This is a genomic window from Gluconobacter sp. ESL1110, from assembly GCF_058107395.1.
On sequence record NZ_JBYLUK010000012.1, the window covers coordinates 1 to 16010 of the forward strand.

General features: G+C 56.2%; 17 protein-coding genes and 1 pseudogene. 15 read left to right on the plus strand and 3 right to left on the minus strand.

Annotated elements, in window-relative coordinates; translation table 11 throughout:
• Window positions 1-31 precede the first annotated feature (31 nt).
• Together AC3B6F_RS15225 and AC3B6F_RS15230 are read left to right on the plus strand one after the other, a co-directional pair.
• The gene (locus AC3B6F_RS15225) at window positions 32-469 is read left to right on the plus strand and encodes a DUF29 domain-containing protein (protein WP_489824984.1); all 438 of its coding nucleotides are present in this window, start codon (window positions 32-34) and stop codon (window positions 467-469) included.
• Window positions 470-988: 519 nt separating this feature from the next.
• A complete protein-coding gene (locus AC3B6F_RS15230; protein ID WP_489824985.1) occupies window positions 989-2389 on the plus strand; it encodes a Hint domain-containing protein in 1401 nt (466 codons plus the stop codon).
• A 37-nt stretch (window positions 2390-2426) separates the two neighbouring features.
• Here the strand turns inward: AC3B6F_RS15230 and mobQ (AC3B6F_RS15235) are convergent, their stop codons facing one another.
• Entirely contained in the window at window positions 2427-3437 is a 1011-nt protein-coding gene (gene mobQ, locus AC3B6F_RS15235; protein WP_489824986.1) for a MobQ family relaxase, read from the minus strand.
• Window positions 3438-3651: 214 nt separating this feature from the next.
• Here mobQ (AC3B6F_RS15235) and AC3B6F_RS15240 point away from each other — a divergent pair, with 214 nt between their 5' ends.
• The 5 genes from AC3B6F_RS15240 (at window position 3652) to AC3B6F_RS15260 (ending at window position 7726) form a co-directional block, all read left to right on the plus strand.
• Window positions 3652-3909: a mobilization protein gene (locus tag AC3B6F_RS15240; RefSeq protein WP_489824987.1), complete on the plus strand. Its 258-nt coding sequence runs from the start codon at window positions 3652-3654 to the stop codon at window positions 3907-3909.
• A complete protein-coding gene (locus AC3B6F_RS15245) occupies window positions 3906-4322 on the plus strand; it encodes a hypothetical protein (RefSeq protein WP_489824988.1) in 417 nt (138 codons plus the stop codon). The genes AC3B6F_RS15240 and AC3B6F_RS15245 overlap by 4 nt, the downstream gene beginning before the upstream one ends.
• Window positions 4323-4772: 450 nt before the next feature.
• A complete protein-coding gene (locus tag AC3B6F_RS15250) occupies window positions 4773-5372 on the plus strand; it encodes a helix-turn-helix domain-containing protein (RefSeq protein ID WP_489824989.1) in 600 nt (199 codons plus the stop codon).
• Window positions 5369-5806: a DUF29 domain-containing protein gene (locus tag AC3B6F_RS15255; protein WP_489824984.1), complete on the plus strand. Its 438-nt coding sequence runs from the start codon at window positions 5369-5371 to the stop codon at window positions 5804-5806. Before AC3B6F_RS15250 ends, AC3B6F_RS15255 begins: the two co-directional genes overlap by 4 nt.
• 519 nt (window positions 5807-6325) lie before the next feature.
• Window positions 6326-7726 carry a Hint domain-containing protein gene (locus AC3B6F_RS15260; RefSeq protein ID WP_489824985.1) on the plus strand — a complete coding sequence of 467 codons (1401 nt, stop codon included), beginning with the start codon at window positions 6326-6328 and terminating at the stop codon, window positions 7724-7726.
• A 37-nt stretch (window positions 7727-7763) separates the two neighbouring features.
• Here the strand turns inward: AC3B6F_RS15260 and mobQ (AC3B6F_RS15265) are convergent, their stop codons facing one another.
• Complete coding sequence (gene mobQ, locus AC3B6F_RS15265; protein WP_489824986.1) at window positions 7764-8774, minus strand: MobQ family relaxase; 1011 nt, start codon at window positions 8772-8774, stop codon at window positions 7764-7766.
• A 214-nt stretch (window positions 8775-8988) separates the two neighbouring features.
• Here mobQ (AC3B6F_RS15265) and AC3B6F_RS15270 point away from each other — a divergent pair, with 214 nt between their 5' ends.
• From AC3B6F_RS15270 to AC3B6F_RS15290, 5 genes and pseudogenes are all read left to right on the plus strand, one after another.
• Complete coding sequence (locus AC3B6F_RS15270) at window positions 8989-9246, plus strand: mobilization protein (RefSeq protein ID WP_489824987.1); 258 nt, start codon at window positions 8989-8991, stop codon at window positions 9244-9246.
• Entirely contained in the window at window positions 9243-9779 is a 537-nt protein-coding gene (locus AC3B6F_RS15275; RefSeq protein WP_489824990.1) for a replication protein, read from the plus strand. Before AC3B6F_RS15270 ends, AC3B6F_RS15275 begins: the two co-directional genes overlap by 4 nt.
• Before the next feature lie 329 nt (window positions 9780-10108).
• Window positions 10109-10708 carry a helix-turn-helix domain-containing protein gene (locus AC3B6F_RS15280; protein ID WP_489824989.1) on the plus strand — a complete coding sequence of 200 codons (600 nt, stop codon included), beginning with the start codon at window positions 10109-10111 and terminating at the stop codon, window positions 10706-10708.
• Window positions 10705-11143 (plus strand): annotated as a pseudogene (locus tag AC3B6F_RS15285) (DUF29 domain-containing protein). The gene AC3B6F_RS15280 and the pseudogene AC3B6F_RS15285 overlap by 4 nt, the downstream one beginning before the upstream one ends.
• A 519-nt stretch (window positions 11144-11662) precedes the next feature.
• Complete coding sequence (locus AC3B6F_RS15290) at window positions 11663-13063, plus strand: Hint domain-containing protein (protein ID WP_489824985.1); 1401 nt, start codon at window positions 11663-11665, stop codon at window positions 13061-13063.
• Between the two features lie 37 nt (window positions 13064-13100).
• Here the strand turns inward: AC3B6F_RS15290 and mobQ (AC3B6F_RS15295) are convergent, their stop codons facing one another.
• On the minus strand, window positions 13101-14111 hold the full coding sequence (mobQ, locus tag AC3B6F_RS15295) for a MobQ family relaxase (RefSeq protein ID WP_489824986.1): 1011 nt from the start codon (window positions 14109-14111) through the stop codon (window positions 13101-13103).
• Window positions 14112-14325: 214 nt separating this feature from the next.
• Here mobQ (AC3B6F_RS15295) and AC3B6F_RS15300 point away from each other — a divergent pair, with 214 nt between their 5' ends.
• From AC3B6F_RS15300 to AC3B6F_RS15310, 3 genes are all read left to right on the plus strand, one after another.
• On the plus strand, window positions 14326-14583 hold the full coding sequence (locus AC3B6F_RS15300; RefSeq protein WP_489824987.1) for a mobilization protein: 258 nt from the start codon (window positions 14326-14328) through the stop codon (window positions 14581-14583).
• Window positions 14580-15116, plus strand: a complete 537-nt coding sequence (locus AC3B6F_RS15305; protein ID WP_489824990.1) for a replication protein — start codon at window positions 14580-14582, stop codon at window positions 15114-15116. The genes AC3B6F_RS15300 and AC3B6F_RS15305 overlap by 4 nt, the downstream gene beginning before the upstream one ends.
• 329 nt (window positions 15117-15445) lie before the next feature.
• On the plus strand, window positions 15446-16010 hold a 565-nt coding region (locus AC3B6F_RS15310), incomplete at its 3' end, for a helix-turn-helix domain-containing protein (protein WP_489824991.1).

Consider the following 16010-nt stretch of genomic DNA (forward strand, 5'->3'; position numbering starts at 1 on the left):
TGCAGCTCGAACTTCTCCATGGAGGTGCGTCGTGAGCAGCACCCTTTACGACCATGATTTTTACGCATGGACCAACGAGCAGGCCAGCCTGCTACGCGCCGGGAAACTGTCCGAGGCGGATCTTGAACACATCGCCGAGGAAATCGAGAGCATGGGAAAATCCGAGAAGCGTGAACTTATCAGTCGTCTGACTATACTGCTTCTTCACCTGCTCAAATGGGAGTTCCAGCCTATACGCCGTGGTGCTTCATGGCGTCTCTCGATTGCCAACACCCGTGATGCGCTCACCGATCATCTGGCCGACAATCCGAGCTTGCAGAGCGTGCTGGAAGCCAGCATCGAAACCGCCTATCGCCGCGCTCGCCGTGACGCTGCACTAGAAACGGGATTGTCTGAGAACACATTTCCATCAACCTGCCCATGGTTATTCAATCAGATTATGGATGAAAATTTCTGGCCTGAAGCCTAACCTCTAATACCAGCCGTTGCTTGCTGAAACCCATACCAATGACGCGAACCTATTGGTTCTCTACGTTGGCAGGAATACCCGTATCCCATTATGAGTTTGATCAATTAACGGTTGGTATAATTTGGAAAACGATTAATAGTGGAGAATACAATGTCAACCGCAATATACGCTTACGTTCACGATACAAGTAATCCAATTACAACAAGCGGTAGTTATCAGCTTTTTCCACTAATTTACACTGGTCTTACATCATCTGGTGGCGGTGAAGCTGTTTTCTCTGGAAGCGATGTAACCGCATCTATTTCTTTCGCTCCTGCTTTAGCAAATGCAATTAACCCATATATTGTTCAATCTGAAAATGGCGCAAATGTTACAGTAGATGTAGGTTCATCTTTAATAGGACTCCTAACTGGATCATCATTTATTGCTAATGGTGGAACAATTAATATAACAGGTTCAGGAGGAATTTCAGCTCTAAGCGGATCTACTTATACCATAGAAAACGGTGGAACCCTCAATATGGGAACCATTGATGGAAGCACTAATGAAATTACAGCCTTATCAGGACAAAAAATTACTTTTGGAGATGGTGGAGGTACACTATTAATAAATCCATCTTCCAATCTTACACTTTTAACATTTAGTAGTATAACTGGTTTTGGTAACGCAGGCTCTACAATTGAAATTACAGGAGCATCTAAAGTTACAAACTCAACATTCAATGGAACAAAAACAAGCATTACATTTGATACAGGGTTAACTATAGAAATAAAAGGTGACTATACTTCAGAAGATAATTCCCTTTATCAACAAACAAGCGATGGAAACCTATATATTAGCGCAACATCGCAAAACAGCTTAGGAAATACAGCCTCTCTTGTCTGCTTCCTCCCCGGCAGCCTTATCAGCACGCCGTATGGCACGAAGGCCGTTGAAGAACTGAGTGTTGGTGATGAAATCATTGCGTATGTTGATGGTGTTGCGACGCCTCGTCGCGTGACCTGGACCGGTCAGGCACACTGCAACGTTCGTGCCCATCTTCCTGATGATGAGGCAGGCTACCCGGTCCGCATCCTCAAGGATGCCATCTCGGACGGAGTTCCGTTCAAGGACATGCTGATCACGGCGGAGCACTGCCTGTTCTTCGATGGAAAGTTTGTTCCAGCCCGGATGCTGGTGAACGATCGCTCGATCTTCTTCGACAAGTCCATCACGTCTTACGACTACTACCACATCGAAACCGAAGCCCATTCGGTCATTATGGCCGACGGCATGCTCACCGAGAGCTACCTCGATACCGGAAACCGTCGCGCATTCTCCCAGAAAGGGAACGTTGTCTCGATCGGTGGCAGCCGTAATCTGACATGGGACGATGCTGCTGCGCCGCTTGGTGTCAGCCGCGAATTTGCAGAACCTCTGTTCCGGCAGGCCGAAGCCCGGGCAATCGCTGCTGGCATCACACAGAAAGACACCGCTCCTGAACTGACAGAGGAGGCCAACCTCCATCTCATCACGGACACCGGTGTATCCATCCGCCCTGCCCGTGAACACAACGGACGCATCATGTTCATGATCCCGACAGGTGTTCAGTCCATCCGCATCGCCTCCAATGCCAGCCGACCCAGTGATGTCGTCGGACCGTTCGTCGATGACCGCCGTTATTTCGGCGTCGCTGTGGGGGATATTACTCTTTTCGAGGGCAACAGGTCTCGTACCATTACCTCTCACCTGACCGACAGAGAACTGGACGGCTGGAACACTCTGGAATGGGAAGACTGCCGCTGGACATCCGGTAACGGCCTGCTACCACTCGGTGAACGTCATCCGAACAGCGTCGCCATCATCGCTATCCAGATCAGAAAAACAGGCCCCTACCTGGCCACAGATGCGGTTCAAAAAAAGGCCGCTCTGCGGGCCTGAAAAGACAATCCCCGCCTCCCAGGAGAGGAGGCGGGGATCACCAGGGATCATACCCTCGGTCACGGCTTCGGCCTCTTCCCCGTGACCTCGTTCTTTCCAGATTATGCTCCCGTTCGACCGCCCGGATATCCTCCTGGTGCCTGATCTCGGCCTGCCGCGCCAGTTCCTGCCTCTGTCGTTCGGCTTCCCTCTCCCGTTCCATCCTCTGCCCGATCTTCCTAGCCAGACCGACCGCCAATCGCGCCCGTTTCTCAAGGCCGGAGAACAGCTCCTGCGCCTTCTCCACGGCCTTGCGGGCCGTTTCCAGAACCCGGTTCCGCTCGCGGATCTCCGCGTTCTGCTTCCCGAGATCCGTCACCGGCTCCCGGCCGGGGATCTCGCGGGCCGCCTGACGCTCCATGGCGGTCGCTGACACCCCCATGTGCCGGGTCGGCTCCTGCTCCTTCCCTTGGCGCTCGAAGCTCCGGTGATCCACCCGCTGTTCGATCTGGTGCCGTTCCAGCGCCATGTTCACCTGGCGCGCCCACACGCCCCGCATATGCTCGATCTCGGCCGAGGCGGTGCTGGCCACGTCCAGAACCCGCGTCTTGGCTCTCAGACCATCCTCTCCGGCCGTCCGGGTCGTGGTCAGGATGTGCGCGTGATGGTTTCGGTTATCCCCTTCCCGGCCGGGTTCATGGATCGCCACGTCCGCAACGACACCGTAACGATTTACCAGCTCGGCCGCGAAATCCCGGGCCAGTTCCTTCCGTGCGCCAGCGTCCAGTTCGGCCGGTAACGCCAGCTCGTATTCCCGGCCGGTCTTGGCGTCCTTTCGCTTCTCGGCCGCCTCGGCTGCGTTCCACAGGGCGTTCCGGTCCTGTGCCCAGTCCGCGCCATCCGGGACCACGATGAACGCATCCTCCACCCCCTGCTTGCGGGTGTAGTCATGCGTCAAGCCCTGCCGTTCGTCCGTCAATTCCTGACCGGCACGATAGGCAGCAGCAGCCACGACACTGCGACCGTCCGAACGCGAGATGGATTTGACGGACAGGTGGTAGATCGCCACAGCTCGCTCCGTTCAGGAAGGGTTCAGGGAAGGAACGTCCCTGACGCATGCATTGGAACAATGCTAAAGTGCGCCTTTCACTCCTTTGTCGCAAGGGTTGTTTGCGCCTCATGAGGAATCAAGGAAACTTCCGAAAAATCGGGTATCCTGAGCGGTGACACGGTTATGTGGATTCTACGACAGACCATTGCACCCGTATGGTGCCGGAGGAAAAATGACACCCATCGAAAAGGCAAAACAGCAGGTCGAACAGGCGAAGGCCCGGTATCAGGCTCTGCTCGCCAGACAGAACGCCGAGGAACGCAAGCTGGACACCCGGCGCAAGGTCATTCTCGGGGGGCTGCTGATCAACGCGGCCGGGAAGGATGAACGCTTCGGCCGCGTCATTGACGAACTGATGAAACGGATCACCCGCGACCACGACCACAAGGCGTTCGAGGGGTGGCAGAAGCCGGAACCTGACAGGTCATGACCGACGAACACGAGCTGGATGACGGGCTGGCCGCGTTCGACCAGCTCGGCCGGGAAATGGCGGAGACAAACCGACTGCTTCGGGCCGTCTGGTCCGATCAGGCGACCCGGAACCAGCAGGAAGCCGTCCTCTCGTCGGAAATGCAGGCTGCGCTTAAACAGGCCATAGGAGCCTCACAGAAGGCGCTACAGGCCAGTCAGACCGAAATACGCTCATCTCTACTCTGGACGGGCCTGATGGCCCTCTTGATCGTTCTGATGGCGTTTGGCGGGGGGATATTTCTTCGGTCAACGGTCTGGATGGGACACCGGGCACGCGGACGGATACCAGAAAGCCCGAAATCAGGAGGCGGCCGCGAGCTGGGCAAATACCCCGGCCGGACAGCGGGCTTATGGCCTCGATCGGCAGGGTAGCCTCGACCTGCTGACCCTGTGCCAGGGGAATGGCTGGACCACGGAACGCCAGAAAGGCGGCACCGTCTGCTTCCCGAACGCGGACGCCAAGGGGAACGTGAGCGGCTGGTATCTCCCTTGACCGTCACCGGGATGGGAAAGCCGGCCAGTCCCCTCATCGCTTCCTGAGCCATTTTCTCTTGCCCGATTCTGCCGGCGTCACAGGGTCCGGGCGAGCGCGGAGCGGGAGCGGCGTAGCCCGCCCGCAGGGCGCCGGAACAGACCCCGAAATGGCAGTTTTCCACCGAAAAAAGGGGGGACTACAGGGGGATTAGATTCTTTTCTCTTTCTTAGGGATCGCCACACCCCGCAGGAAACCTAGAGAAACGACTTGTTTTAAGTCCCGGATTCTGGGACTAATTGATCCCAGAATCCGGGACTTAAAAACAGGTTCTCCACAAGGAGCGAAACATGGCCCAGATTGTGCGCCTCACCACTAAGCCGCAGCGATCCGGACAGGAGGAAGCGGCACAGGCCGCCGAGCAGCTCTCGCTCCTGTCCGAAGAACTCCTGAAGCATTTGCCCGGAGAGGCGCGTATAGCCATCTCACGGGCCACACACGCGCTACAGAAGGCAGCGCGACCAGACACCACCGAAGGGCTTTGGCCGGGAGGTTTCACCATGTTGAGCCGTATGCAGACCGCCACAATTTGGGACGCCATCCGCGAGTTACCATCTGACGACCGGCCCAATCAGGTACGCCATGCCTTCGATCTGGTCCTGCTCAATCTCCGGCAGGACACCGGCGAAGTACTGCTCACCCGTGACCAGCTCGCCGAACAGATCGGATGTGCCCCCAAACATGTCAGCACCATCATGGGCACACTGGAAAAAATGGGCGTAATCCGCCGGGAACGGCGTAAAATTGAAGGGATGCAAGGGCGAGGTGTCGCCGTGTATTTCATCAACCCACATGTGGCATGGAACGGCTCGCTGGACGTCCGCAAGGCGCAGGCTGCGGAAACCCGGCCTCCCATGCAGCTCGAACTTCTCCATGGAGGTGCGTCGTGAGCAGCACCCTTTACGACCATGATTTTTACGCATGGACCAACGAGCAGGCCAGCCTGCTACGCGCCGGGAAACTGTCCGAGGCGGATCTTGAACACATCGCCGAGGAAATCGAGAGCATGGGAAAATCCGAGAAGCGTGAACTTATCAGTCGTCTGACTATACTGCTTCTTCACCTGCTCAAATGGGAGTTCCAGCCTATACGCCGTGGTGCTTCATGGCGTCTCTCGATTGCCAACACCCGTGATGCGCTCACCGATCATCTGGCCGACAATCCGAGCTTGCAGAGCGTGCTGGAAGCCAGCATCGAAACCGCCTATCGCCGCGCTCGCCGTGACGCTGCACTAGAAACGGGATTGTCTGAGAACACATTTCCATCAACCTGCCCATGGTTATTCAATCAGATTATGGATGAAAATTTCTGGCCTGAAGCCTAACCTCTAATACCAGCCGTTGCTTGCTGAAACCCATACCAATGACGCGAACCTATTGGTTCTCTACGTTGGCAGGAATACCCGTATCCCATTATGAGTTTGATCAATTAACGGTTGGTATAATTTGGAAAACGATTAATAGTGGAGAATACAATGTCAACCGCAATATACGCTTACGTTCACGATACAAGTAATCCAATTACAACAAGCGGTAGTTATCAGCTTTTTCCACTAATTTACACTGGTCTTACATCATCTGGTGGCGGTGAAGCTGTTTTCTCTGGAAGCGATGTAACCGCATCTATTTCTTTCGCTCCTGCTTTAGCAAATGCAATTAACCCATATATTGTTCAATCTGAAAATGGCGCAAATGTTACAGTAGATGTAGGTTCATCTTTAATAGGACTCCTAACTGGATCATCATTTATTGCTAATGGTGGAACAATTAATATAACAGGTTCAGGAGGAATTTCAGCTCTAAGCGGATCTACTTATACCATAGAAAACGGTGGAACCCTCAATATGGGAACCATTGATGGAAGCACTAATGAAATTACAGCCTTATCAGGACAAAAAATTACTTTTGGAGATGGTGGAGGTACACTATTAATAAATCCATCTTCCAATCTTACACTTTTAACATTTAGTAGTATAACTGGTTTTGGTAACGCAGGCTCTACAATTGAAATTACAGGAGCATCTAAAGTTACAAACTCAACATTCAATGGAACAAAAACAAGCATTACATTTGATACAGGGTTAACTATAGAAATAAAAGGTGACTATACTTCAGAAGATAATTCCCTTTATCAACAAACAAGCGATGGAAACCTATATATTAGCGCAACATCGCAAAACAGCTTAGGAAATACAGCCTCTCTTGTCTGCTTCCTCCCCGGCAGCCTTATCAGCACGCCGTATGGCACGAAGGCCGTTGAAGAACTGAGTGTTGGTGATGAAATCATTGCGTATGTTGATGGTGTTGCGACGCCTCGTCGCGTGACCTGGACCGGTCAGGCACACTGCAACGTTCGTGCCCATCTTCCTGATGATGAGGCAGGCTACCCGGTCCGCATCCTCAAGGATGCCATCTCGGACGGAGTTCCGTTCAAGGACATGCTGATCACGGCGGAGCACTGCCTGTTCTTCGATGGAAAGTTTGTTCCAGCCCGGATGCTGGTGAACGATCGCTCGATCTTCTTCGACAAGTCCATCACGTCTTACGACTACTACCACATCGAAACCGAAGCCCATTCGGTCATTATGGCCGACGGCATGCTCACCGAGAGCTACCTCGATACCGGAAACCGTCGCGCATTCTCCCAGAAAGGGAACGTTGTCTCGATCGGTGGCAGCCGTAATCTGACATGGGACGATGCTGCTGCGCCGCTTGGTGTCAGCCGCGAATTTGCAGAACCTCTGTTCCGGCAGGCCGAAGCCCGGGCAATCGCTGCTGGCATCACACAGAAAGACACCGCTCCTGAACTGACAGAGGAGGCCAACCTCCATCTCATCACGGACACCGGTGTATCCATCCGCCCTGCCCGTGAACACAACGGACGCATCATGTTCATGATCCCGACAGGTGTTCAGTCCATCCGCATCGCCTCCAATGCCAGCCGACCCAGTGATGTCGTCGGACCGTTCGTCGATGACCGCCGTTATTTCGGCGTCGCTGTGGGGGATATTACTCTTTTCGAGGGCAACAGGTCTCGTACCATTACCTCTCACCTGACCGACAGAGAACTGGACGGCTGGAACACTCTGGAATGGGAAGACTGCCGCTGGACATCCGGTAACGGCCTGCTACCACTCGGTGAACGTCATCCGAACAGCGTCGCCATCATCGCTATCCAGATCAGAAAAACAGGCCCCTACCTGGCCACAGATGCGGTTCAAAAAAAGGCCGCTCTGCGGGCCTGAAAAGACAATCCCCGCCTCCCAGGAGAGGAGGCGGGGATCACCAGGGATCATACCCTCGGTCACGGCTTCGGCCTCTTCCCCGTGACCTCGTTCTTTCCAGATTATGCTCCCGTTCGACCGCCCGGATATCCTCCTGGTGCCTGATCTCGGCCTGCCGCGCCAGTTCCTGCCTCTGTCGTTCGGCTTCCCTCTCCCGTTCCATCCTCTGCCCGATCTTCCTAGCCAGACCGACCGCCAATCGCGCCCGTTTCTCAAGGCCGGAGAACAGCTCCTGCGCCTTCTCCACGGCCTTGCGGGCCGTTTCCAGAACCCGGTTCCGCTCGCGGATCTCCGCGTTCTGCTTCCCGAGATCCGTCACCGGCTCCCGGCCGGGGATCTCGCGGGCCGCCTGACGCTCCATGGCGGTCGCTGACACCCCCATGTGCCGGGTCGGCTCCTGCTCCTTCCCTTGGCGCTCGAAGCTCCGGTGATCCACCCGCTGTTCGATCTGGTGCCGTTCCAGCGCCATGTTCACCTGGCGCGCCCACACGCCCCGCATATGCTCGATCTCGGCCGAGGCGGTGCTGGCCACGTCCAGAACCCGCGTCTTGGCTCTCAGACCATCCTCTCCGGCCGTCCGGGTCGTGGTCAGGATGTGCGCGTGATGGTTTCGGTTATCCCCTTCCCGGCCGGGTTCATGGATCGCCACGTCCGCAACGACACCGTAACGATTTACCAGCTCGGCCGCGAAATCCCGGGCCAGTTCCTTCCGTGCGCCAGCGTCCAGTTCGGCCGGTAACGCCAGCTCGTATTCCCGGCCGGTCTTGGCGTCCTTTCGCTTCTCGGCCGCCTCGGCTGCGTTCCACAGGGCGTTCCGGTCCTGTGCCCAGTCCGCGCCATCCGGGACCACGATGAACGCATCCTCCACCCCCTGCTTGCGGGTGTAGTCATGCGTCAAGCCCTGCCGTTCGTCCGTCAATTCCTGACCGGCACGATAGGCAGCAGCAGCCACGACACTGCGACCGTCCGAACGCGAGATGGATTTGACGGACAGGTGGTAGATCGCCACAGCTCGCTCCGTTCAGGAAGGGTTCAGGGAAGGAACGTCCCTGACGCATGCATTGGAACAATGCTAAAGTGCGCCTTTCACTCCTTTGTCGCAAGGGTTGTTTGCGCCTCATGAGGAATCAAGGAAACTTCCGAAAAATCGGGTATCCTGAGCGGTGACACGGTTATGTGGATTCTACGACAGACCATTGCACCCGTATGGTGCCGGAGGAAAAATGACACCCATCGAAAAGGCAAAACAGCAGGTCGAACAGGCGAAGGCCCGGTATCAGGCTCTGCTCGCCAGACAGAACGCCGAGGAACGCAAGCTGGACACCCGGCGCAAGGTCATTCTCGGGGGGCTGCTGATCAACGCGGCCGGGAAGGATGAACGCTTCGGCCGCGTCATTGACGAACTGATGAAACGGATCACCCGCGACCACGACCACAAGGCGTTCGAGGGGTGGCAGAAGCCGGAACCTGACAGGTCATGACCGACGAACACGAGCTGGATGACGGGCTGGCCGCGTTCGACCAGCTCGGCCGGGAAATGGCGGAGACAAACCGACTGCTTCGGGCCGTCTGGTCCGATCAGGCGACCCGGAACCAGCAGGAAGCCGTCCTCTCGTCGGAAATGCAGGCTGCGCTTAAACAGGCCATAGGAGCCTCACAGAAGGCGCTACAGGCCAGTCAGACCGAAATACGCTCATCTCTACTCTGGACGGGCCTGATGGCCCTCTTGATCGTTCTGATGGCGTTTGGCGGGGGATATTTCTTCGGTCAACGGTCTGGATGGGACACCGGGCACGCGGACGGATACCAGAAAGCCCGAAATCAGGAGGCGGCCGCGAGCTGGGCAAATACCCCGGCCGGACAGCGGGCTTATGGCCTCGATCGGCAGGGTAGCCTCGACCTGCTGACCCTGTGCCAGGGGAATGGCTGGACCACGGAACGCCAGAAAGGCGGCACCGTCTGCTTCCCGAACGCGGACGCCAAGGGGAACGTGAGCGGCTGGTATCTCCCTTGACCGTCACCGGGATGGGAAAGCCGGCCAGTCCCCTCATCGCTTCCTGAGCCATTTTCTCTTGCCCGATTCTGCCGGCGTCACAGGGTCCGGGCGAGCGCGGAGCGGGAGCGGCGTAGCCCGCCCGCAGGGCGCCGGAACAGACCCCGAAATGGCAGTTTTCCACCGAAAAAAGGGGGGACTACAGGGGGATTAGATTCTTTTCTCTTTCTTAGGGATCGCCACACCCCGCAGGAAACCTAGAGAAACGACTTGTTTTAAGTCCCGGATTCTGGGACTAATTGATCCCAGAATCCGGGACTTAAAAACAGGTTCTCCACAAGGAGCGAAACATGGCCCAGATTGTGCGCCTCACCACTAAGCCGCAGCGATCCGGACAGGAGGAAGCGGCACAGGCCGCCGAGCAGCTCTCGCTCCTGTCCGAAGAACTCCTGAAGCATTTGCCCGGAGAGGCGCGTATAGCCATCTCACGGGCCACACACGCGCTACAGAAGGCAGCGCGACCAGACACCACCGAAGGGCTTTGGCCGGGAGGTTTCACCATGTTGAGCCGTATGCAGACCGCCACAATTTGGGACGCCATCCGCGAGTTACCATCTGACGACCGGCCCAATCAGGTACGCCATGCCTTCGATCTGGTCCTGCTCAATCTCCGGCAGGACACCGGCGAAGTACTGCTCACCCGTGACCAGCTCGCCGAACAGATCGGATGTGCCCCCAAACATGTCAGCACCATCATGGGCACACTGGAAAAAATGGGCGTAATCCGCCGGGAACGGCGTAAAATTGAAGGGATGCAAGGGCGAGGTGTCGCCGTGTATTTCATCAACCCACATGTGGCATGGAACGGCTCGCTGGACGTCCGCAAGGCGCAGGCTGCGGAAACCCGGCCTCCCATGCAGCTCGAACTTCTCCATGGAGGTGCGTCGTGAGCAGCACCCTTTACGACCATGATTTTTACGCATGGACCAACGAGCAGGCCAGCCTGCTACGCGCCGGGGAAACTGTCCGAGGCGGATCTTGAACACATCGCCGAGGAAATCGAGAGCATGGGAAAATCCGAGAAGCGTGAACTTATCAGTCGTCTGACTATACTGCTTCTTCACCTGCTCAAATGGGAGTTCCAGCCTATACGCCGTGGTGCTTCATGGCGTCTCTCGATTGCCAACACCCGTGATGCGCTCACCGATCATCTGGCCGACAATCCGAGCTTGCAGAGCGTGCTGGAAGCCAGCATCGAAACCGCCTATCGCCGCGCTCGCCGTGACGCTGCACTAGAAACGGGATTGTCTGAGAACACATTTCCATCAACCTGCCCATGGTTATTCAATCAGATTATGGATGAAAATTTCTGGCCTGAAGCCTAACCTCTAATACCAGCCGTTGCTTGCTGAAACCCATACCAATGACGCGAACCTATTGGTTCTCTACGTTGGCAGGAATACCCGTATCCCATTATGAGTTTGATCAATTAACGGTTGGTATAATTTGGAAAACGATTAATAGTGGAGAATACAATGTCAACCGCAATATACGCTTACGTTCACGATACAAGTAATCCAATTACAACAAGCGGTAGTTATCAGCTTTTTCCACTAATTTACACTGGTCTTACATCATCTGGTGGCGGTGAAGCTGTTTTCTCTGGAAGCGATGTAACCGCATCTATTTCTTTCGCTCCTGCTTTAGCAAATGCAATTAACCCATATATTGTTCAATCTGAAAATGGCGCAAATGTTACAGTAGATGTAGGTTCATCTTTAATAGGACTCCTAACTGGATCATCATTTATTGCTAATGGTGGAACAATTAATATAACAGGTTCAGGAGGAATTTCAGCTCTAAGCGGATCTACTTATACCATAGAAAACGGTGGAACCCTCAATATGGGAACCATTGATGGAAGCACTAATGAAATTACAGCCTTATCAGGACAAAAAATTACTTTTGGAGATGGTGGAGGTACACTATTAATAAATCCATCTTCCAATCTTACACTTTTAACATTTAGTAGTATAACTGGTTTTGGTAACGCAGGCTCTACAATTGAAATTACAGGAGCATCTAAAGTTACAAACTCAACATTCAATGGAACAAAAACAAGCATTACATTTGATACAGGGTTAACTATAGAAATAAAAGGTGACTATACTTCAGAAGATAATTCCCTTTATCAACAAACAAGCGATGGAAACCTATATATTAGCGCAACATCGCAAAACAGCTTAGGAAATACAGCCTCTCTTGTCTGCTTCCTCCCCGGCAGCCTTATCAGCACGCCGTATGGCACGAAGGCCGTTGAAGAACTGAGTGTTGGTGATGAAATCATTGCGTATGTTGATGGTGTTGCGACGCCTCGTCGCGTGACCTGGACCGGTCAGGCACACTGCAACGTTCGTGCCCATCTTCCTGATGATGAGGCAGGCTACCCGGTCCGCATCCTCAAGGATGCCATCTCGGACGGAGTTCCGTTCAAGGACATGCTGATCACGGCGGAGCACTGCCTGTTCTTCGATGGAAAGTTTGTTCCAGCCCGGATGCTGGTGAACGATCGCTCGATCTTCTTCGACAAGTCCATCACGTCTTACGACTACTACCACATCGAAACCGAAGCCCATTCGGTCATTATGGCCGACGGCATGCTCACCGAGAGCTACCTCGATACCGGAAACCGTCGCGCATTCTCCCAGAAAGGGAACGTTGTCTCGATCGGTGGCAGCCGTAATCTGACATGGGACGATGCTGCTGCGCCGCTTGGTGTCAGCCGCGAATTTGCAGAACCTCTGTTCCGGCAGGCCGAAGCCCGGGCAATCGCTGCTGGCATCACACAGAAAGACACCGCTCCTGAACTGACAGAGGAGGCCAACCTCCATCTCATCACGGACACCGGTGTATCCATCCGCCCTGCCCGTGAACACAACGGACGCATCATGTTCATGATCCCGACAGGTGTTCAGTCCATCCGCATCGCCTCCAATGCCAGCCGACCCAGTGATGTCGTCGGACCGTTCGTCGATGACCGCCGTTATTTCGGCGTCGCTGTGGGGGATATTACTCTTTTCGAGGGCAACAGGTCTCGTACCATTACCTCTCACCTGACCGACAGAGAACTGGACGGCTGGAACACTCTGGAATGGGAAGACTGCCGCTGGACATCCGGTAACGGCCTGCTACCACTCGGTGAACGTCATCCGAACAGCGTCGCCATCATCGCTATCCAGATCAGAAAAACAGGCCCCTACCTGGCCACAGATGCGGTTCAAAAAAAGGCCGCTCTGCGGGCCTGAAAAGACAATCCCCGCCTCCCAGGAGAGGAGGCGGGGATCACCAGGGATCATACCCTCGGTCACGGCTTCGGCCTCTTCCCCGTGACCTCGTTCTTTCCAGATTATGCTCCCGTTCGACCGCCCGGATATCCTCCTGGTGCCTGATCTCGGCCTGCCGCGCCAGTTCCTGCCTCTGTCGTTCGGCTTCCCTCTCCCGTTCCATCCTCTGCCCGATCTTCCTAGCCAGACCGACCGCCAATCGCGCCCGTTTCTCAAGGCCGGAGAACAGCTCCTGCGCCTTCTCCACGGCCTTGCGGGCCGTTTCCAGAACCCGGTTCCGCTCGCGGATCTCCGCGTTCTGCTTCCCGAGATCCGTCACCGGCTCCCGGCCGGGGATCTCGCGGGCCGCCTGACGCTCCATGGCGGTCGCTGACACCCCCATGTGCCGGGTCGGCTCCTGCTCCTTCCCTTGGCGCTCGAAGCTCCGGTGATCCACCCGCTGTTCGATCTGGTGCCGTTCCAGCGCCATGTTCACCTGGCGCGCCCACACGCCCCGCATATGCTCGATCTCGGCCGAGGCGGTGCTGGCCACGTCCAGAACCCGCGTCTTGGCTCTCAGACCATCCTCTCCGGCCGTCCGGGTCGTGGTCAGGATGTGCGCGTGATGGTTTCGGTTATCCCCTTCCCGGCCGGGTTCATGGATCGCCACGTCCGCAACGACACCGTAACGATTTACCAGCTCGGCCGCGAAATCCCGGGCCAGTTCCTTCCGTGCGCCAGCGTCCAGTTCGGCCGGTAACGCCAGCTCGTATTCCCGGCCGGTCTTGGCGTCCTTTCGCTTCTCGGCCGCCTCGGCTGCGTTCCACAGGGCGTTCCGGTCCTGTGCCCAGTCCGCGCCATCCGGGACCACGATGAACGCATCCTCCACCCCCTGCTTGCGGGTGTAGTCATGCGTCAAGCCCTGCCGTTCGTCCGTCAATTCCTGACCGGCACGATAGGCAGCAGCAGCCACGACACTGCGACCGTCCGAACGCGAGATGGATTTGACGGACAGGTGGTAGATCGCCACAGCTCGCTCCGTTCAGGAAGGGTTCAGGGAAGGAACGTCCCTGACGCATGCATTGGAACAATGCTAAAGTGCGCCTTTCACTCCTTTGTCGCAAGGGTTGTTTGCGCCTCATGAGGAATCAAGGAAACTTCCGAAAAATCGGGTATCCTGAGCGGTGACACGGTTATGTGGATTCTACGACAGACCATTGCACCCGTATGGTGCCGGAGGAAAAATGACACCCATCGAAAAGGCAAAACAGCAGGTCGAACAGGCGAAGGCCCGGTATCAGGCTCTGCTCGCCAGACAGAACGCCGAGGAACGCAAGCTGGACACCCGGCGCAAGGTCATTCTCGGGGGGCTGCTGATCAACGCGGCCGGGAAGGATGAACGCTTCGGCCGCGTCATTGACGAACTGATGAAACGGATCACCCGCGACCACGACCACAAGGCGTTCGAGGGGTGGCAGAAGCCGGAACCTGACAGGTCATGACCGACGAACACGAGCTGGATGACGGGCTGGCCGCGTTCGACCAGCTCGGCCGGGAAATGGCGGAGACAAACCGACTGCTTCGGGCCGTCTGGTCCGATCAGGCGACCCGGAACCAGCAGGAAGCCGTCCTCTCGTCGGAAATGCAGGCTGCGCTTAAACAGGCCATAGGAGCCTCACAGAAGGCGCTACAGGCCAGTCAGACCGAAATACGCTCATCTCTACTCTGGACGGGCCTGATGGCCCTCTTGATCGTTCTGATGGCGTTTGGCGGGGGATATTTCTTCGGTCAACGGTCTGGATGGGACACCGGGCACGCGGACGGATACCAGAAAGCCCGAAATCAGGAGGCGGCCGCGAGCTGGGCAAATACCCCGGCCGGACAGCGGGCTTATGGCCTCGATCGGCAGGGTAGCCTCGACCTGCTGACCCTGTGCCAGGGGAATGGCTGGACCACGGAACGCCAGAAAGGCGGCACCGTCTGCTTCCCGAACGCGGACGCCAAGGGGAACGTGAGCGGCTGGTATCTCCCTTGACCGTCACCGGGATGGGAAAGCCGGCCAGTCCCCTCATCGCTTCCTGAGCCATTTTCTCTTGCCCGATTCTGCCGGCGTCACAGGGTCCGGGCGAGCGCGGAGCGGGAGCGGCGTAGCCCGCCCGCAGGGCGCCGGAACAGACCCCGAAATGGCAGTTTTCCACCGAAAAAAGGGGGGACTACAGGGGGATTAGATTCTTTTCTCTTTCTTAGGGATCGCCACACCCCGCAGGAAACCTAGAGAAACGACTTGTTTTAAGTCCCGGATTCTGGGACTAATTGATCCCAGAATCCGGGACTTAAAAACAGGTTCTCCACAAGGAGCGAAACATGGCCCAGATTGTGCGCCTCACCACTAAGCCGCAGCGATCCGGACAGGAGGAAGCGGCACAGGCCGCCGAGCAGCTCTCGCTCCTGTCCGAAGAACTCCTGAAGCATTTGCCCGGAGAGGCGCGTATAGCCATCTCACGGGCCACACACGCGCTACAGAAGGCAGCGCGACCAGACACCACCGAAGGGCTTTGGCCGGGAGGTTTCACCATGTTGAGCCGTATGCAGACCGCCACAATTTGGGACGCCATCCGCGAGTTACCATCTGACGACCGGCCCAATCAGGTACGCCATGCCTTCGATCTGGTCCTGCTCAATCTCCGGCAGGACACCGGCGAAGTACTGCTCACCCGTGACCAGCTCGCCGAACAGATCGGATGTGCCCCCAAACATGTCAGCACCATCATGGGCACACTGGAAAAAATGGGCGTAATCCGCCGGGAACGGCGTAAAATTGAAGGGATGCAAGGGCGAGGTGTCGCCGTGTATTTCATCAACCCACATGTGGCATGGAACGGCTCGCTGGACGTCCGCAAGGCGCAGGCTGCGGAAACCCGGCCTCCCA